Annotated in this window: 15 protein-coding genes and 1 riboswitch; of the genes, 6 read left to right on the top strand and 9 right to left on the bottom strand. The window is 39.1% G+C overall.

What is annotated here, in order from left to right:
* Nucleotides 1-52: 52 nt before the first annotated feature.
* The 4 genes from V6R21_RS14810 to V6R21_RS14795 form a co-directional block, all read right to left on the bottom strand.
* Nucleotides 53-748 carry a hypothetical protein gene (locus V6R21_RS14810; protein WP_334244406.1) on the bottom strand — a complete coding sequence of 232 codons (696 nt, stop codon included), beginning with the start codon at nucleotides 746-748 and terminating at the stop codon, nucleotides 53-55.
* Nucleotides 749-934: 186 nt separating this feature from the next.
* Nucleotides 935-1,354 carry an ester cyclase gene (locus V6R21_RS14805; RefSeq protein WP_334244405.1) on the bottom strand — a complete coding sequence of 140 codons (420 nt, stop codon included), beginning with the start codon at nucleotides 1,352-1,354 and terminating at the stop codon, nucleotides 935-937.
* Nucleotides 1,355-1,741: 387 nt separating this feature from the next.
* Nucleotides 1,742-2,452, bottom strand: coding sequence for a helix-turn-helix domain-containing protein (locus V6R21_RS14800; protein ID WP_334244404.1), 711 nt, complete (start codon nucleotides 2,450-2,452; stop codon nucleotides 1,742-1,744).
* A gap of 177 nt (nucleotides 2,453-2,629) precedes the next feature.
* On the bottom strand, nucleotides 2,630-3,781 hold the full coding sequence (locus tag V6R21_RS14795; protein ID WP_334244403.1) for a HEAT repeat domain-containing protein: 1,152 nt from the start codon (nucleotides 3,779-3,781) through the stop codon (nucleotides 2,630-2,632).
* 158 nt (nucleotides 3,782-3,939) lie between these two features.
* Here V6R21_RS14795 and V6R21_RS14790 point away from each other — a divergent pair, with 158 nt between their 5' ends.
* Complete coding sequence (locus V6R21_RS14790; protein WP_334244402.1) at nucleotides 3,940-5,334, top strand: PP2C family protein-serine/threonine phosphatase; 1,395 nt, start codon at nucleotides 3,940-3,942, stop codon at nucleotides 5,332-5,334.
* Nucleotides 5,335-5,484: 150 nt separating this feature from the next.
* Here the strand turns inward: V6R21_RS14790 and V6R21_RS14785 are convergent, their stop codons facing one another.
* Nucleotides 5,485-6,060: an NAD(P)H-dependent oxidoreductase gene (locus tag V6R21_RS14785; protein ID WP_334244401.1), complete on the bottom strand. Its 576-nt coding sequence runs from the start codon at nucleotides 6,058-6,060 to the stop codon at nucleotides 5,485-5,487.
* Between the two features lie 77 nt (nucleotides 6,061-6,137).
* A complete protein-coding gene (locus V6R21_RS14780; RefSeq protein ID WP_334244400.1) occupies nucleotides 6,138-6,716 on the bottom strand; it encodes a Crp/Fnr family transcriptional regulator in 579 nt (192 codons plus the stop codon).
* A 268-nt stretch (nucleotides 6,717-6,984) separates the two neighbouring features.
* Between V6R21_RS14780 and V6R21_RS14775 the strand changes: the two genes are divergently transcribed.
* Nucleotides 6,985-7,704 carry a hypothetical protein gene (locus V6R21_RS14775; protein WP_334244399.1) on the top strand — a complete coding sequence of 240 codons (720 nt, stop codon included), beginning with the start codon at nucleotides 6,985-6,987 and terminating at the stop codon, nucleotides 7,702-7,704.
* Nucleotides 7,705-8,131: 427 nt separating this feature from the next.
* Here the strand turns inward: V6R21_RS14775 and V6R21_RS14770 are convergent, their stop codons facing one another.
* The 3 genes from V6R21_RS14770 to V6R21_RS14760 all read right to left on the bottom strand — a co-directional run bounded on the left by V6R21_RS14770 (nucleotide 8,132) and on the right by V6R21_RS14760 (nucleotide 12,547).
* A complete protein-coding gene (locus V6R21_RS14770) occupies nucleotides 8,132-9,751 on the bottom strand; it encodes an ABC-F family ATP-binding cassette domain-containing protein (RefSeq protein WP_334244398.1) in 1,620 nt (539 codons plus the stop codon).
* A 265-nt stretch (nucleotides 9,752-10,016) separates the two neighbouring features.
* Complete coding sequence (locus V6R21_RS14765) at nucleotides 10,017-10,478, bottom strand: 3-oxoacyl-ACP synthase (RefSeq protein WP_334244397.1); 462 nt, start codon at nucleotides 10,476-10,478, stop codon at nucleotides 10,017-10,019.
* A gap of 125 nt (nucleotides 10,479-10,603) precedes the next feature.
* Nucleotides 10,604-12,547: a mechanosensitive ion channel family protein gene (locus V6R21_RS14760; RefSeq protein WP_334244396.1), complete on the bottom strand. Its 1,944-nt coding sequence runs from the start codon at nucleotides 12,545-12,547 to the stop codon at nucleotides 10,604-10,606.
* 170 nt (nucleotides 12,548-12,717) lie between these two features.
* Nucleotides 12,718-12,899: riboswitch (cobalamin riboswitch) on the top strand.
* Between the two features lie 50 nt (nucleotides 12,900-12,949).
* Between V6R21_RS14760 and V6R21_RS14755 the strand changes: the two genes are divergently transcribed.
* The 4 genes from V6R21_RS14755 (at nucleotide 12,950) to V6R21_RS14740 (ending at nucleotide 17,874) form a co-directional block, all read left to right on the top strand.
* Nucleotides 12,950-14,146 carry an ABC transporter substrate-binding protein gene (locus V6R21_RS14755; RefSeq protein ID WP_334244395.1) on the top strand — a complete coding sequence of 399 codons (1,197 nt, stop codon included), beginning with the start codon at nucleotides 12,950-12,952 and terminating at the stop codon, nucleotides 14,144-14,146.
* A gap of 91 nt (nucleotides 14,147-14,237) precedes the next feature.
* Nucleotides 14,238-16,133 (top strand): TonB-dependent receptor plug domain-containing protein, encoded by a 1,896-nt coding sequence (locus V6R21_RS14750; protein ID WP_334244394.1) that lies wholly within the window; start codon nucleotides 14,238-14,240, stop codon nucleotides 16,131-16,133.
* 46 nt (nucleotides 16,134-16,179) lie between these two features.
* The gene (locus V6R21_RS14745; protein WP_334244393.1) at nucleotides 16,180-17,286 is read left to right on the top strand and encodes a DUF5074 domain-containing protein; all 1,107 of its coding nucleotides are present in this window, start codon (nucleotides 16,180-16,182) and stop codon (nucleotides 17,284-17,286) included.
* Nucleotides 17,287-17,364: 78 nt separating this feature from the next.
* Nucleotides 17,365-17,874, top strand: a complete 510-nt coding sequence (locus V6R21_RS14740; protein ID WP_334244392.1) for a bifunctional adenosylcobinamide kinase/adenosylcobinamide-phosphate guanylyltransferase — start codon at nucleotides 17,365-17,367, stop codon at nucleotides 17,872-17,874.
* The last annotated feature ends 59 nt before the right edge of the window (nucleotides 17,875-17,933 follow it).

Below are 17,933 nucleotides of genomic sequence, written 5' to 3'. Positions count from 1 at the left end.
TCGCTTCGATAAACCTACGACTAGTGGGGCTTCTGAAGTATGCTTAACCATATCAAACAACTAATACTGCATCTTCATGTTGAAATAATATATAATCAGCTATTTGACCCTTTTTATATGCATTTCGCTTTCTACCTCTACTCCTTGGTAACCTTTTATCATTTCTAACAAACTCAACCTTAATCTCTTCAGTACTTTTTTCGACTACTATTTCACAGGTATCATCCTTTATTAAATACGATTTGATAATTCCTCCCTTGATATATTCTGTAAGTTCATCCCATGAAAGATTATCACCATAGTCTGATATCCAAGGTCTACTTTTATGATAGTATTCAGGGTTGCATTCAACTATTCTATCATTAATAATCACATAATCACCAGCTCCCCAAACTGCATATGTCAAGTATTCAAAATTATCCAAGAGCATCCCAAAAAATCCAGCACCTCCCATTCCATAAGTTCCTAAGTGAGTTGTAATATCCAAGACTTTCTTTCCAATAATTTCATTTTGGGAGATATCTTTCAGTAAGGGAGGGCTATTAAATACCAATGTCTGTAATTCTTTATCCAGATCACCATATACTAAAAATGCCTCCTCATCTCCATCAGGCAAATTAACCTCCTGATAAGTCAGCCAACCCAATCCTCTCCATTTGTCTAACTCAGTTAGATCGATAACCATTGCATATTCCCCTACAGCACCAATCTTCAAGTCTAAAAAACTATGCTTTTTAATTGTTCCCATCTCTATTCAATCAAAAAATGTTTTATTTACTCCGAATAATACATTTTATTTCCCCTATCAAAAAATAAGTTTTTGTTCCTCTCTCCATCTTATTACTTCCAACTTACAGCCATTACCATAAAAAAAAAGACCTGTTGGGGTCTTTTTATAATTTTCAGAAAAGTAAAATGCTACGTTTGCAGTTAGCTATATCCAACCCAGCTCACGCATTGCCCAAGTGGAATTCCAAATTTTAGTCATGCTCTCCACTTTGCCTTCATCATTCATCTTTAAGGCATAAACATAATGTGTATTGGTTGTCTTACCGGTAGGTGGAGTTGGTCCTCCCTCTCCTTTATGCGTACCTGTAAAAGTGGAATAAAATATTGCGGTGTTGTTTTCTTTGTCATAAGCTGCTGCATGCAATTTATAAGAACAGCCAGGCATGGTAACATTGCTTAACCCTTCCACCCAATTGACATATTCCTGTACCTTTGTCATTTCTGCTAGTGGCTCACTTTGGGCATGAAATTCAGCGTTTTCTGACACATATTCCTGACAAGCTTCCCATCCTTTTGCAGATTCACAGTTGTGAAAAAATGTTTTTGCGTTTTCAAAGGCATCCATAGTTTCAAAGTTTAAATTGTCAATCTGTTAGCATTAAAAATGCTGTCCTATTTACCAATCCAACTACGCTGTTTGTCCTACAGCTCACAAGCGAAAATATTCTCTGATGCTTTACTGCTTTTCTTTTTGAACAAAACCTGTTTCAGGCTATTTAACCCTACAACACAGGCTTGGGGTTAATCGTTTACAACTTCTGCTTCACTTAAATTTTTAGTAATTCTTCCGTGTATTACCACCTCCCAATTCCAAATCGCAACACTTGATTTTGGATTGGTCTCAACTCAAAATTTAAGTATGTCACTTCTATTTTGATTGGACATAAAAAAAGACCCGACTGGGTCTTCTCCATTTTATTTTTGCTATTAGTATTTGGCATACCGAATTGTACTAGGCAATTTTCTTGTGACTAGATACCGTTTCACAAGCATCGCTGATGGAAATCTCGGGCTTGCTTATCCATAATTGCTGATGTAAGAATTTAGGAAGAGTTACGGCTGTTCTTCTTTTTAATTTCATTCCGTAGTATTGAAATGCCATTAACTCATGTCGGTAGTCTAGCCAATATACTTGGTGCCTACGCCCTGCAAATGGATGTGTGTCCCACTTTCGGTAACTACGCTTGATTACCGAAATTTTGTTGGTTGCCATACGGCTATGGATTGTAAATGGAATAAACCTTCTGGTACTGCTTTTCAGTGAGCGATAGCCTCTGCTGTCCCACCTAATTGCTCTTAACTCCACTCGGTATCTTATTACAGGAACATTATGCTGAGCATTTGGAAGCGTCTCAAAAAATGACAGCATCGGACTTTGGTAAAACCTTTTATTCTTCTGACGCAGAAGCTTGGGATACTTGTGTGAAAGATGAATACCTTTACAAATACCTTTCTGTGCTTTGTTTGCTACATATCTCCTAACTTCCTTTTTCTGTTCTGCTTGTGACGCTATATACTTGCCATCGGTGGATCTATTCCGTAATATCTCCCTGCTTACTGTAGCCCGATGCACACCCAGACGCCTGGCGATTTCCGACTTGGAAATACCAGTTTCAAGAAGTGCTTGAATTTCTTGGCGTTGGGTATAATTCAGGTGAGCCATTTTCTGAAAATATTAATACGGTAATGGAGCTGTTTGTAAAAAATAACCTACAGCTTACCGAATGACAAATTCGCTCTTCTGTCAAGGAAGTAAGAATTAATGGCCGTTGCGATGGATTTCAGTCCATTATCTCACAATTCCTTTGAAATGCATCTTTCCTCCTAGTTCAAGTGATTATTACCGACCAAGATAACTTTTCAATTCAGCTTCAGTACTGTAAATCCCTGCCTCCGAAAGCTTTCTATGATATGAGTAATACACTTCCTCTTCGTCTTTGCGTAGCAGGTCCAGTATATTTTCCAATGCCCAAACTTCAACTGAAGTAAGGTCTTCCCGACTGGTTTCTGTGATTGGCGTAGTCCTTATTTTTTTCAGAATTGCAATAATTGCCCTGATTATACCAAGTATGTCGTCCTTGGGTGTTTCTAGTAAAGCTTCACATAATGCCATCATAATTTTCACTTCATACCTGCTATTGGAAGACAGTACCTGTATAATGTAATCTGTAAAGTCTCCATCGTAATAAAAGAAATCAGGTTCCAATAAGAACGAACCTCCCTTCAGGCCTTCAATCAGAATTTTTAAGGTACGTTCACTGTATTGGTGCTGAAATAGGACTGTTGCCGCAGACAGCCTTACCAAATCTGAACTATGTCCTAAATAATGATCCATTACGCCTAGTTCTGTGTCCTCGCTTGCTTCTTTACTTAGCATACCAACTGCCAAGAGTGCATTGGCTATATTATATTCACTTTTTAGTGATGGCAAGAGAGCGTTGACCATTGGAGCAGACTTATCCGCAAGATCAGGGAACCAAGCCAATGCATAAATAGCCGCTCTTCTTGTTAGTTTGTCTTTGTCTTCTGTTAACTGTAAAAACTTCCCCGCCTCTTTTGCAATCATTCCATAACAAGCTAAACTTGTTTTCAATCCTCCTCCTCGTTGCTTATAAAGCTTCCGTTTATCATCCGACATCTTGTTTTCGGCATCCTGCAACACCGATTTAAATTTATCGATTGTAAACCCCACCCCGAGAAATTCCTTGATATAATCATTAGGTATCGCCAGACATACCAGTAACTTGATAAGCTCCTGTCTATCTTTTATATTATCAGATAAGATTAGTTCAAATAAGAATGGCGCTACATAAGTTGCCAACTCCAACCTTGTTTCATCCTGATCAATTATACTGTCATACAAATCCCACATAGCATCCTGACGTACCATACGGTCTTTACTGGTCAGCTCTTTGATCAAATCAGGCATTCTCTCAGAAATGGAACAGCTGATAGTATCTTCCCAATTGATTGATTCCAAGTTTTCAAGCATGGATATAGTATTTGAGTTTTGGTTTTTGAAAATAAGGCGTTGTCTATAACAGCCAACTAATATAAAAGGTTATCCCCTTATATCAGTGCAAATGGAGTCATCAATCACCGTATTGGTGTTATATAAAAGGCTGAGTCTACATACATCTTTCATAAGCAATGGAGGCATTTATAAATTTTGAAAATAGGATATTTAAGTTTTCGTGTCTGGTATGCTGCTGTATTGATATTCTAAGGTGTGTCATTACCTTTCTATTTTATAAGGAATATACACACAGCCTGTTTTACTACTTCTCTATCATTGACATCATCATCTTTGGTACGCTGTTCTTTTTAGCTAACCGAAGGACTTCCTATAAGCGACTTGATCTATTCTTTGTTTTCTATCTTGTTATTTCCATTTCCATACACTTTTTATTTTCCAGAAGAGGTCACAATGGGGTAATGCCATTTGTGCAGATGATGGCGGCCCCTCTTATCGCAGCATTAGTCAGTTGGAAAAGGTTAATTCCATGGCTTTCATTCTTCTTTATCCTAACACTTACACTCAACCTGATTAGCTATTCGCATCAGAATATTGGATACATAGAATATTCGGCTGCTTCAGACACTTTCCAGAGCTGGACCCTTATTATTTTTATGCTTTCCATGTTAGCGGTCACAATTGTCGTTTCCATCTTAAGACAGAATTATCAGCAAGTGTATTTGGTGTCACTTTCCAAAAGAAAAGAGCTGGAAAGGAAACAACGACTGCTGGAAGCCCAAAAGAAAAACATCAACACTTCCTTTGCTTCCATCAAGGAGAGTATTCAGTATGCCAAACGGCTTCAGAATACAATACTACCACTGGAGGAAAAGGTGTTAGATATGTTTCCTAAAAGCTTTGTATTCTTCAGCCCTAAGGATGTAGTAAGTGGTGATTTCTGTTTTTCCAGACAGATCAATCAATATAAGATTGTAATAGCTGCTGACTGTACAGGACATGGTGTGCCCGGTGCTATCATGTCTGTCCTAGGGTTTGTATTGATTAACCAAACCATTTATCTAAAAAACATCACAGACCCTGCCCAGATTCTAACTGAGCTTGACCAACAAGTAATCACCAGTCTGAAAAAGGAAAATATGATTATTAAAAATCGGGATGGAATGGATATCGCCATATGTGTGGTCGACACCAATACGGCAACGTTATACTATGCAGGTGCAAAAATCCCTTTGTATTATATCCAAGATGGAGAGCCCATCATTATCAAGGGTGACAGAAGAAGCATTGGTGACGAAAACAGGAATAATATCCAATTTACTACCCACACTATTCCCTTGAACAAGTCAACCATATGCTACCTCTATTCCGACGGCTTTCAAGATCAGTTTGGTGGACCATATGACAAAAAATACCTTTCTAAAAACCTTCGCGCTTTTTTGAACAAAATCGTATGTGAACCAATGAATGGGCAAGAATCCCTGATCAAAAGAGAGTTTATCACTTGGAAAGGTTCTAATGAACAGGTGGATGATGTATTGATTGTTGGATTTAGGGCAGATCTTTATTGATAATGTGAACTATGGATTAGTTTCATGGCTTAATTCGCCCTTTCAGGGCAAACAATACATCAGCAATGGACTTGAATCCACCGGCATGTAAATAATATTTTCATCCCTGAAAGAGCGTTATAACCCATAGTTCACATTATATAGCAATCACTACTGAAAATGTGTCGCTACCTTATTCAGAAATTTGGTTTTCAGTTCTCTTTTACCAGTTGTTGTATAGTCATTATTTAACCACATCACTTTTTTTAGCCCTATCCCCTTTAGTGTTTTATTAATAAAAATCCGCTGGATAGGATTTCCCAGCAACAGCTTGAGGTACCAAGTCGGGTATTCAGAAGTCGTAATTACCTTTGTCTTTCTAATATGCGTCAACAACCCCTTCAGTCCTGTACTGGTCTCAACATATGAGAAATCTTTGAGCATTACCTTATCAATGAACCCCTTCAGAATGGCTGGCACATCGTACCACCAAATCGGAAAAATAAACACCAGTTCATCTGTGTTTTTCAGCATTTCCTGATATTGTAGCACCTGCTTATCTGTTGTTTTTCCTTTTGAGTACAAAGCAAGATCCTCCTCACGAAGTACTGGATCAAAGTTATCTTTGTTTAGGTCAATCACTTGAAAATCTTTAGACTTTGCTTGTAGTTTTTGAGTGATTGTATCGAATATTGATTTATTAAAACTGCCATGCCAAGGGTGCGCCAATACAATTGTTGTTTTCATTTTCTGTAATTTTTTGTTCTTACATTTTTTATGACACAAAAGTATTGGCATCCAATTCCTTCAGAAAGGACAAATGTCTAAAAAGAAATGTTCTTACGCAGTCGGCTTAAGTGCCTTTGTGTGATTCCAAGATAAGAAGCGATATATTTGAGGGGAACTTCCTGTAAATAGTTTGGATGGTTATTTATCAAATCCTCGTAACGTTTCTCTGCCGATTCCATTTGCAGGGCAAGCAGACGGTTTTCCATCAGGATGTAAGACTGTTCATAGAAATAATTTGAAAACCGGAGCCAATTATTGCTTGACTCAATTAGCGCTGAAAACTGATTTTTCCTGATTACCAACAATTCTGCATCCGTTATTGCATGAATATTTTCAAAGGTTTTTTCCTGTGTGATAAATGAAGAACACGCTGTAATCAATTTTTTGGGAAAGGTAAGGCAATAAGTAACTTCCTCACCCTTACTTGAAATATAATAGTTCCTCAGAATGCCAGAATTCACAAAGGCTATCCAGTCACAGGTCTTCCCTGCTTCCATTAGTATTTCATTTCTTTTGACTGTTACCAAGTCAAAATTTTTCAATCCTTCGGATATTTCCTCTGCTGTCAAAATATTGAGTGATCTTAAAGTTTCTTCCAGTTTTGCTTTCATCATCTTCTTTTTAAGTCGAGCAGTTTACGCTCGGATTCCCCGCCTGTTCAGACTTTATATGTAGTTTTATACTGGAAGGAAAATAATTCGAATTTGTTTTGAAAAAGTAACGTGAGTTATGGATTATCATCCTAAATATATAAGATCCAAAGGAACAAAATAACGGTAATGCCCATCCAAAGCTCATGTTATTTTATTGATGACACAATTGATAATTGACATAAGTTCTACTAGCTTGTCATAATTTTTTTGTATTAACCCAATATTTGTTGTGAAGCGAAATTTTTTAACAGAACAGTATTCGACTAAATCCGATCAGGAACTCAAAGTTATTATTGAAAGTGCAGATTACACTGATGACGCTAAACTTGCTGCTAAATGGATTCTGAATGAGAGAGGAGAATCTGTAAACTATAAGGCCCCTAAAAAGAAGATAAAAAAAAGTGAGGTGATGACCTTCGGAAAACATTTATCTCCAAAACAAAAAAGAACAGGGCAACAGAAAATATTGATTATTGGCTTGATCAATATTGGAATAGCACTCTTTTTGGGGTTTGATATATTGTTTACAACAAATAATTCATTGACCAGTATTTCAGGCACTATAAGAAACACTGAGGTTGATGCTGAGTTGGTTACTAGTAAAGGAACACTTGGGCATGAAGCTAGAAGCCATAAGGCTACTTTATCATTTAGTTTGAATGAGTATCCAAAACTATTTATTTTATCAAAAAATATTGGAGGTGATTATAGTTACCCTCTCTACTATCAGATTTCACGCTCACTTAAAAATTCCAGTTCAGTTACTGTTTGGGTAAAAAAATCAGACCTTGAGCAGGTTAGCCCAAAAGTATACCAGATAGCAGCCAATGGAGAGGTTTTATTAGCATTTGACTATATCAAATATGAAAAACTGACAGTAATTCTATTCTTATTTTTGATTGGTATAGTATGCCTGACGCTCACTTATTTTTTAAGAAACAAACCCTAAAAAAGTTTGGAGAATCCTTTATCCAGATAAGGTTTATGGTCGAGGCTATTATCCTTTAAAAATTTATATTTTTTCAATCTTATTACCCTACTCTAGCAATTTAGACCCTAAATGCTAGGGTATCGACTTCCATCATCTATGGAATAATCTGAGTTATTTCCTTATGTTCAATCATTTGGATTGAAATAGAAAGTGAAATAAGCTTTCATCTATTATGAGCCTATATGATTATAATTGAGTACATAGAGGCTTCCTAGATACTAGCCCAAATTCTGCGGTATGTTTTTACTCAAAACACCTACAAATTGTCTCTCTGTATAACTTCTTTAAAAAAGAAAAAGCACTTCACCAAGGATTGTACTCCTTAGTAAAGTGCTTTTACTTCACTTGAACCATTCGTTTTTTTCCAATGGTCAAGAAATATATTTTAGTACAGAGCAGCTACTTGCTCCTGTACATCTTCATTTGCCAAATAGTCATCGTAAGGCATCATTCTATCCACATAACCATTAGGTGTGATCTCAATGATGCGGTCCGCTACAGTTTGTACAAACTCGTGGTCATGTGATGCAAACAGGATTGTTCCTTTGTAATCGATCAGCGAGTTGTTAAATGCTGAGATCGACTCCAAGTCAAGGTGGTTAGTTGGCTCATCAAGCATCAAGAGGTTTGCTTTTGCCAGCATAATTCTTGACAACATACAACGAACTTTTTCTCCACCTGAAAGTACTGTTGCCTTTTTCATTGCTTCCTCACCTGAGAATAGCATCTTTCCAAGGAAACTACGCAAGTACACCTCATCTTTTTCCTCTTCAGTCTCTGCATACTCACGCAGCCACTCTACCAAGTTCACGTCTTTCTGGAAGAAGTCGTGGTTCTCGTTTGGAAGGTAAGCTGAAGTAATGGTTGTACCGAAGTTGAACTCTCCTTTGTCTGCCTGCAAGTTGCCATTCAGGATTTCAAACAGTGTTGTGATTGCCAAACTGTTTTTAGAAACGAATGCTACTTTCTCACCTTTGTTAAGGTTGAATGTCAGGTTACTGAAAAGTTTCTGTCCATCCAGAGACTTTTCCAATCCCTCTACATGCAGAATCTGGTTACCTGCATCCCTGCTTTGCTCAAAGATAATAGCAGGATACTTTCTTGAAGAGGGCTTGATCTCATCCAAGTCCATTTTCTCCAACAGTTTTCTACGGCTGGTAGCCTGCTTTGATTTCGAAGCGTTTGCTGAGAATCTCGCAATAAAGTCCTGAAGTTCTTTACGCTTGTCTTCCATCTTCTTGTTCTTGTCAGAACGTTGCTTGGCAGCCAACTGTGAAGACTGATACCAGAACGAGTAGTTACCTGTATACAGGTTGATCTGGCTAAAGTCAATATCACAAATGTGTGTACAAACGGTGTCAAGGAAGTGACGGTCGTGAGACACTACGATTACGGTATTTCTGAAATCTAATAGGAAGTCTTCCAACCATGAGATCGTTTTGATGTCAAGGTCGTTGGTAGGTTCGTCCAATACCAGAATATCTGGGTTACCGAACAGTGCTTGTGCCAGCAGGACCCTTACTTTAAGCGAACCCGGCAGGTCTTTCATCAGCTGGTAGTGCAGGTCTTCTGTTACGCCCAAGTTTGACAGCAGTTCTGCTGCATCTGTTTCAGCGTTCCAGCCTTCCATATCAGCGAATTCTGCTTCCAGCTCAGAAACACGTAGTCCGTCTTCTTCCGAGAAATCAGGCTTCATGTAGATGGCATCCTTCTCCACCATGATCTCATACAGGCGCTTATGTCCCATGATCACAGTCTTGAGCACTTCCTCTTCATCAAACTCAAAGTGATCCTGCTTCAGTACCGCCATACGTTTTCCCGGATCAATCACTACCTCTCCCCTGTTCGGGTCAACATCACCCGTCAGAATTTTCAGGAAAGTAGATTTACCAGCACCGTTGGCACCGATTACACCGTAGCAGTTTCCATTTAAGAATTTCAGGTTTACTTCATCAAACAGGACTCTTTTCCCGAATTGAAGTGTCAGATTGTTTACTGTGATCATGCTTATTGTATCGTCATTAACGGAAGGAATAAAAATCCTTCTTTACTACATAGTTCTTGTTAGAAGGGCACAAAGGTAAGGACTTTTAGCATCCGCTCATAACTTTTCAGCAAACACCTTATATATAGAAATGAGATTTTATACTATCAAATGATGATATTTTGCCATACATAAGCACCTAATCGCTTGATATGTTAATAGAATTGAGGAACAATGATTATTTTTTGATTAAGAGATGTTAGGAAAATCGCTTTCCCTAAGCGTCTCAGACCAGTTCAAACACCTTGATTTTTTTCTCATTGAATAGCGTTTCCTCTCCTTTTTTCATTCCGTTCAGCTTAGCCCCAATTGGAGAAGACATTGAAATGGCAAAAACCATCTGCTTGTCCACCTCAAGTTTGCCCGCACTGATTGAGATATAAAACGTCCCCATTGAAGTGGACACGAGTGTTCCTAGTTTTACAACCTCCTCTTCTTTTGATGCATCAATATGGTCCAAAACAGCTTTCAGCTTTAAGGCTTCTGACAACTGTACGGCGTGTTTATCCCGTTCTATCTGGAGCATAGCCCTGCCTGTCTCATACTTGTCACCTGCACTGCTTTTCACTTCCTCATTTGCAGCCAGCTGTGCTTCCTCCATAGCAGATTTAGCGGTCTGAATCCTTTCATTTACATAGCCTTCACATTTCCCATGTATGGCCTGCTTCAAAGCGATTGTTATCTTCATAGTTCTTGGAATTTAGCCTTTGCATTCAGACTCTGAAAGGTGTTTTAATTCATAGCTGTTTGCGGTGATAAATATACATACACACCTGAATATTTCGATCAAAAAAGATTGCCTCAACAATAAATTTATTCCTCCGTAATACCAACGGAAATCGGTGGCGATGCAATCTCTACCCCTACTTCCCTCGCTGTCTGCAAGATAATCTTGATACACTCGTGTCTGTATTTCAGTTCTTCTGTCCAGTCATCCGCAATAAAAAAAATATAGAAGAGGATATTCACCGAGTAAGTCCCCAAATCATTTAGGTAAATCTGAGTTTTGTGACTAGCTACTTTGGGGTGTTCATTGATTCTTTCGGTCAGCTGTGCCACAAATTGCTCCAGCTCTTCATTTGTTGAAGAGTATTTTATCCTGACGGTCGTCTTATACCTGCGGAAGAAGCGAAGCCCCATATTGTCAAGCATCAAATTATAAAGCTGCCCATTGGGAATTGTAATCAATGAGTCATAGAATGTCCTGACTCTGGTTGAGCGCAAACCAATTGCCTCAACATTTCCTGAAATCTTTTCTGTCATAATCCAGTCCCCAACCTTAAAAGGCCTATCCAGAAAGATGGTCAGAGACCCTATAAAGTTCTTGATAGAATCTTGAGCTGCCAGCGCTACTGCCACACCACCAATGGACAAACTGGCAAGCAATACAGTCATGTCTACATTCAAGTCATAGGCAACCAGTAAAATACCCAACAACACAAGGATAATCTTGAAAAGCATCCCCAGAAACGGCAACAAACCTTTTCTTTCGGGATGGTCTTTCACCAGTGGTTTTGCCCTCAGATACTCAACCGTAAATGTGACCGCCTTAATCAGGAAATATATCAGCAACAGGTCCTTGACAATGCGGGTAATCATGATGAGTCGTCTCAAAAAGTCCGACGAATCCAACAAGGATGGTAATATCAGAATTAGCAAAGATGAACTTAGATATAGTAGGAATGGCATTACGACATCATTTGCTACATTAAGGATATAATGGTCTGTAAATTTCCATATCAGAAGCGACTTCAAAACCTTATGCACTATCCAAAATGTCAATACAAACACCAACACCCCCAAAGCTATAAGCAACAACTGAAAGTTGCGGTAGCCGATCTTGTCAATCAGTTTACTGCCTAATCCTTTATTCGCTTTCTCAGCTATCTTATCAAGCTTGTCTGTCCCTAATAGAAATGTTCTACTGTAAAGGTCATTGACCGCCGCTACTGTAGTCCGTGAAAAATACCACTTATCATTCTGCTTGATCAGGTTGATACCGGGAGCCTTAGAGTAAGGCACATACCGGTTTTCCTTGGTGGTAGAGTCCTGATAGTTCGGGTTTTTAGGTACTTCACTAAAGTCTATCACGATACCCAAGCCATAATATATTTCCTTTAGTTTCTCCCCTACCTTAGCCTTTTCCTTAACAGTAAGATCAGGTGCTATAAAAAGGGAAGCCAACCTTTCTTCATCATAGTGCTTATCATGGATATAATACCTAAATGTAGAAACTGTATGATAAGGGGATGATAGATTGTAGACAACTGTATCAACAGCTACCGGCCGGTCCTTACTTTTCTTTTTTCGGGCATTGACTACATACCGCTGGTAAAGCAAAGAAATCTGCTTTACAGATGAAGGGGCATAAAGCCATTGTTTCCTATCTCTGATCAGGTAGATCTCTGGAAACTCAGTTCTAATGACATATTTTTTTTCCTTATCGGCATTTTCAAAGTTTTTGTTATCTGGAATTGCCGACATATCAACTCCTCCTAACTTTTCATATATCTCATACAGCTTTTCTGCCAGTACAGCTTTCTGACTCTCAGGTAGGTTTCCTCCCATTGTCTTGGCAGCCAAATCTGGTCTTATCTTCTTATTCTTGAATGCTGAAATATGTGTCTTTACTGTCTTGTAAGGAGTCTCAGTAGAAAATTCATCACTTTTTTCCTGAGTAAAACCAAAATGAAAAGTGAAAAGCAGGAACAAGCCTAAAAAATACGGAGCTAATGTGTGGCACTGACGGGTATGCATGGGTATCAAGTGTTTTCTTTATCAGAAAAAACAATTAATAATTTCCCATCGTTCGACTTTATTCTTTACAAATTTCCCTAAAAATCAAAATATCCTCTGAAGGTCAAAAAGCCTATATCTCTCAAAGTGAAGCAGTAGCATTAACATTTATAAATCCCAATTTTGTTTTATCTATTTTTTATCCAAATTTGCCTTCGCATAAGGAAAGGGAATCCGGTGTAAATCCGGAACAGTCCCCGCTGCTGTAATCCAACCTTGAATAAGGTGTCATGCAAAACCACTGTCTTATTTTGGATGGGAAGGTTTGACATAAATGGAAAGTCAGAATACCTGCCTTGTGGATACACGATCAAAGAAAAACGCAAAGTTGCAGATCAACTTTCGGGTGAAAAGTAACATTCAATGAAATATATCAAGACACGTAGCAAAAAGGCATTCCGCCCTTTTGTTGGATTGGCTATATGTTTGGCTTTTCTGACAAATGCTTGCCAACAGCCATCAGATAAGTCCCAAACAGTTCAGCATGCTGCTTCTGCAGGCATCACTGAATTCACCCCTAAACAAGTCAAATATGCGAAGGGTTTTAACCTTAAGTACTATGATGGCTACAAAGTCCTAGAACTTTACAATCCTTTTAATACTAAGGCCGATACACTCAAGTATGTACTACATGCTAAAGGAATCGAATTGCCTGAGTCGGTAAAAGCTTTACCATCCATTGAAATTCCTGTAAAGAAAATTGTAGCACTTTCAGGAACACACCTTGGAATGCTTGACCTCTTGGATGCTACTGAACAGGTTGTAGGCATTTCAAACAAAGCCTATGTCTGTAATGAAAAGCTGTTGAGCAGAGCCCAGAATGGCAGTGTCATTGAAGCTGGTTATGACGGCAGTATCAATAAGGAACTAGTCATCGCTAGCGGTGCAGACCTAGTATTAACCATCGGAATGAACAGCGATAGCTACAACCGCTACCCTGTTTTTGAAAAAGCGGGCATTCAAACATTGGCCATTGCTGACTGGAAAGAAACATCTCCACTTGGAAGAGCCGAGTGGTGTAAGTTTATGGCTGCATTTCTGAATAAAGAAGAGATAGCCAACAAGGAAATGGCAAAGATTGAAGCGGAATGGGACAGACTGAAAGTCCTTGCCGCTGAAGCCACCACCTCACCTACCTTAATTGCAGAAGTCCCTTACAAAGACGCTTGGTTTATTCCGGGCGGGCAGAGCTTTATGGCAGAACTGTTAAGGGCTGCAAATACCAACTACTATTGGGACGAAGACACCAGTACCGGAAGTCTCCATCTCAACCTTGAATACGTCTACCCAGTGGCACTGGAAGCCGACTATTGGATCAATACAGGAACAGCCAATTCCAAGGAGGAATTGGTAGGTTTTGACAGTCGGTTTGCTGACTTTAAAGCAGTCAATAAAGGCTTGCTTTTCAACAATAACAGAAACATTGCCTCAAATGGCTCCAACGCTTACTGGGAAACAGGCATCGTTAATCCACACCTGATACTTGCTGACCTGATCAAGATCTTTCATCCTGAATTGATGAAAGACCATGAGTTTGTGTATTACAAAAAGCTTAAGTAACCCAAATAGTTACTTCTGTCAAAGTACGCTTGTTACACATTGGTCTAAATAGAAACCTCAAATCAGGTTTCGCTACATCTAGCATCTAGACATGAGATATCTTTTACTGTCAGTATTCCTGATGGCGCATGCAGTATGGACATATGCACAATCGGAAAAGGATACTACAACCATTGAACTGGAAGAAGTTACCATCATTGGGACAAACTATACAAAATACGCCACAGGTAGCGCTATCATAAAGGCTGACAGTGGGGCACTTGCCCGTATCGGCTATGGTTCTGTATCTGATTACCTTACCCAATACACTCCTATCTACCTTAAAGAGCAAGGTAATGGAATGCTTTCAACCATTTCGGTAAGAGGTACTACGCCTAACCATACCAGTGTCATGTGGATGGGACTTAACCTTAACTCCCTGACTTTGGGACACTCGGATTTCAACGATTATCCCTTATTCTTTTTTGACGACTTGCAGGTTCATATGGGCGGTGGAAGTGCCCTCTTTGGAAGTGATGCAATGGGAGGCTCTATTGTATTGTCCAACAGTCAACCAAAAGATGAGAGTATACACTTAAAGCTTAGACAAGACTACGGCAGTTTTACGCACAGCATGACAGGGGTACAGTTTGCTGCAAGACAAGGCAAATGGACTAGTCAAACTAAGCTTTTTTACCGATACAACAAAAACGATTTCCCTTTTGAGAATACAGCCAAATTTGGCAAACCAGAGGAAAAGCAGGAAAATGCTTCATTCCAAAACTTTGGCTTGCTACAACAGTTTGGCTACCAGGCTGCACCCAATACCTTTGTCAGCCTGTCAGGGTGGTATCAGAAAAACGATCGGGAGATACAACCTGTCATGTCTGCCAATGGGAATAGCGAAGCAGACGACCTTATGAATAAATGGCTAAGGATTGTTGCCAAAGTTGACCATCAGGGTTGGGCACACTATTCTGCATCAGCTGCTTTTGTACAGGATCATCAGTTATATGAAAGTGACATAATAGAAACCAATAGAGGGGTATTTACAGCTCAAGTTGACAAGACCTTCAATAACTATTTCTCAGTAAAAACTGGCGGTACATTTATGCATATTCAACCGTCTGTGGACTCCTATCCTGATTCGGTTGGCAATGAAAACAGAACTGATGTCTACGCCTCCTTCAAGTTTACACCATTTTCATTCTGGGAAATTAGCCTTAATGCCAGACAAGGGTTTGTGACAGGGTTTGAGGCACCTTTCTCTCCTTCTATTGGAACGCAATTCCTGTTGGTAGACAAAGGACAGCATGAATTAAAGTTGAGAGGTTCCTTCTCTAAAAATTACAGGATTCCAACCCTCAATGACCGCTACTGGGAAGACTGGGGCAATCCAGCTATCCAACCTGAAAGTGGGTTAAGTACTGAAGTAGGAATTGACTATATATTCAATACCTCTAATACAGTATTCAGCTCATCTCTGACAGCGTATCAAGGAAAAGTCACAGACCTGATTCAATGGATTCCTGTAGGCAATATCTGGACGCCTAAAAATGTCAGCGAAGTAGCCAACAAAGGAGTTGAATTCTCTTCAAACATTGATTACCAAACAGGCAATGCTACAATTTCATTAGGAGGAAATTACGCATTCACGCTTGCAGAAGTAACCAAAGCTTCTGCCTCAGAACAGCAAACAGTTGGCAGACAACTGGCTTACCAGCCTAAACACAGGTTCAATGTTTATGCTTCTTATCGATATAAGAGCATTGGCATTAACCTCAACAATTATTTTGTAGGGCAACGCAATGGCTACGATATCAATGACATTTTGGATAAGTACTTTATATCTGATTTGTCTGCCAATTGGAACACTCAGCTCAACGGTAAAAAGCTATCCGTAACTGGTAAGGTGAATAACCTGTTCAACACTACTTACCAGAATATGAAATTCAGGGCTATGCCGGGCAGAAACTATATGCTTTCCATCCTTTGGAATATCCTTTAGGAACAGACACTGTACTTTTACTTTATATATTCAAATCACAAAAAAAATGGACTTAAAAACTACATTCCACAAACTTAACTTCCGTGCTTTCCTGCCATACCTTTTGGCACTGACTGTTGTATTCACTTCATGTGATGATGATTCAAATGAAACACCTACCCTTCAAGGAGCGCTTGTTATAAATGCTGGTGGATTTGGTAACGGTGATGGTAGCATCGATATCTATGATGAAGAAACTCAAACTATCCAGAATAAAGCTTTTGCTAAAGCAAACAGCAGAGAGTTGGCTGCTACAATTGAGTCAATCCTTATCTATAATGGTCAAGGGGTTATCATGTGTAATACTGCTGATAAGGTAGAGTTTTTTGACCCTTCAACATTGACTAGCTTAGTTGCACCTATTGAAAGTGTAGTTGTACCAAGATATGCTGCAGGTAATGGCAACTTCCTGTATGTAACTTGCTGGGGAGCTTGGGGTGAAAACTGGGACCTTCCAGACTCTTATATCGCTAAGATTGACCTATCAACTCATGAGGTTGTAAAAGAGATTCCGGTTGGTGATGGTGCTGAGGGCATCCTTATTCATGATGGTAAAATCTTCGTTGCCAACCCATATGCATATCCTGCAACTGTTGAGGTATATGATATCTCAAATGATGAACTGGTAAAAACCCTTTCATTTGATGCCTCTCCTCAAAGACTTGTATTGGATAAGAACAACCAAATTTGGGTATCACTTACCAATGGATTCCCTGCTTCAGCAAATGGTGTCGCTAAAATCAACCCACAGACATTAGAAGTAGAGACAAAAGTAACACTGGAAGGAATTGACAGCTATGGAAAAATAGCACTTAACAGCAGCAAAGACGAAGTATTGGTACTAGCTGTAGAGCCATATACTGAAGAAAACAATGGGGAAAACTTGGCTTCTGAAGTGTGGATACTGGATACTGACACCGAATCATTCGATAGCAGTCCAGTCATATCTGGTGTAAGCTTTTCAGGTATTGGATGTAACCCTTCTACTGGTAATATATATGTAGCTAAAGCACCAAGCTATGCATCAAACGGATCAATATTGATTTACGATGAGCAGGGTCAATTGGTAGATGAAGCTACTGCTGGTATCGGACCATACCAGTTCGTTTTTTAGATGGAAATTAACTAGCAAAACCCAATGGACTGACCTTATATTTGAGGTCAGTCCTTTTTTTATTCAACACATACAATTATGGCTAAAATTATATACATCACAGGAGGGCAACGTTCGGGAAAAAGCAGCTATGCACAACAGCTGGCACTTTCACTTTCTGAAAACCCAGTATACCTTGCCACTTCCCGACATTGGGATGATAACTATTCTGAAAGAATCAAAAGGCATCAAGATGACCGTGGTCCAGAATGGACTAATATTGAAGAAGAGAAATTCATTTCCAATCATGATCTAAGCGGAAAAGTTGTGGTCATGGATTGTGTAACACTTTGGCTGACGAATTTCTTTTTTGACTTGGAACAGGATATTGAAAAAGTATTGACAGCCGCTAAAAGTGAACTTGAGAAAGTATCAAAACAAGACTGCACCCTGATTATTATTTCCAATGAAATTGGTATGGGAGGACACCCAACTCACCCTACACAAATGAAATTCACCGACCTACAAGGCTGGATGAACCAATATATTGGGAAGAAATCAGATGAGGCATTTCTGATGGTTTCTGGCTTACCTATGAAACTGAAGTAACAAAAACCTTAAAACAAGAAGTATTCACAGGTGTTTTTGACTTAGATAACCACAAAAAC

Origin of the sequence: Limibacter armeniacum, assembly GCF_036880985.1 — a bacterium.
Lineage (GTDB): Bacteria > Bacteroidota > Bacteroidia > Cytophagales > Flammeovirgaceae > Limibacter > Limibacter armeniacum.
Note: the sequence above shows the minus strand (reverse complement) of the source record. Positions and strands in the feature narration are given on the sequence as shown.

Excerpts from the sequence above, each read along its gene's own strand:
- V6R21_RS14780 (WP_334244400.1), bottom strand. The coding sequence starts at position 6,716 with ATGATGAAAGCAAAACTGGAAGAAACTTTAAGATCACTCAATATTTTG.
- V6R21_RS14765 (WP_334244397.1), bottom strand. The coding sequence starts at position 10,478 with ATGAAGATAACAATCGCTTTGAAGCAGGCCATACATGGGAAATGTGAA.
- V6R21_RS14800 (WP_334244404.1), bottom strand. The coding sequence starts at position 2,452 with ATGGCTCACCTGAATTATACCCAACGCCAAGAAATTCAAGCACTTCTT.
- V6R21_RS14750 (WP_334244394.1), top strand. The coding sequence starts at position 14,238 with ATGAGATATCTTTTACTGTCAGTATTCCTGATGGCGCATGCAGTATGG.
- V6R21_RS14755 (WP_334244395.1), top strand. The coding sequence starts at position 12,950 with ATGAAATATATCAAGACACGTAGCAAAAAGGCATTCCGCCCTTTTGTT.
- V6R21_RS14785 (WP_334244401.1), bottom strand. The coding sequence starts at position 6,060 with ATGAAAACAACAATTGTATTGGCGCACCCTTGGCATGGCAGTTTTAAT.
- V6R21_RS14795 (WP_334244403.1), bottom strand. The coding sequence starts at position 3,781 with ATGCTTGAAAACTTGGAATCAATCAATTGGGAAGATACTATCAGCTGT.
- V6R21_RS14810 (WP_334244406.1), bottom strand. The coding sequence starts at position 748 with ATGGGAACAATTAAAAAGCATAGTTTTTTAGACTTGAAGATTGGTGCT.
- V6R21_RS14805 (WP_334244405.1), bottom strand. The coding sequence starts at position 1,354 with ATGGATGCCTTTGAAAACGCAAAAACATTTTTTCACAACTGTGAATCT.
- V6R21_RS14745 (WP_334244393.1), top strand. The coding sequence starts at position 16,180 with ATGGACTTAAAAACTACATTCCACAAACTTAACTTCCGTGCTTTCCTG.
- V6R21_RS14740 (WP_334244392.1), top strand. The coding sequence starts at position 17,365 with ATGGCTAAAATTATATACATCACAGGAGGGCAACGTTCGGGAAAAAGC.
- V6R21_RS14760 (WP_334244396.1), bottom strand. The coding sequence starts at position 12,547 with ATGCATACCCGTCAGTGCCACACATTAGCTCCGTATTTTTTAGGCTTG.
- V6R21_RS14790 (WP_334244402.1), top strand. The coding sequence starts at position 3,940 with ATGGAGGCATTTATAAATTTTGAAAATAGGATATTTAAGTTTTCGTGT.
- V6R21_RS14770 (WP_334244398.1), bottom strand. The coding sequence starts at position 9,751 with ATGATCACAGTAAACAATCTGACACTTCAATTCGGGAAAAGAGTCCTG.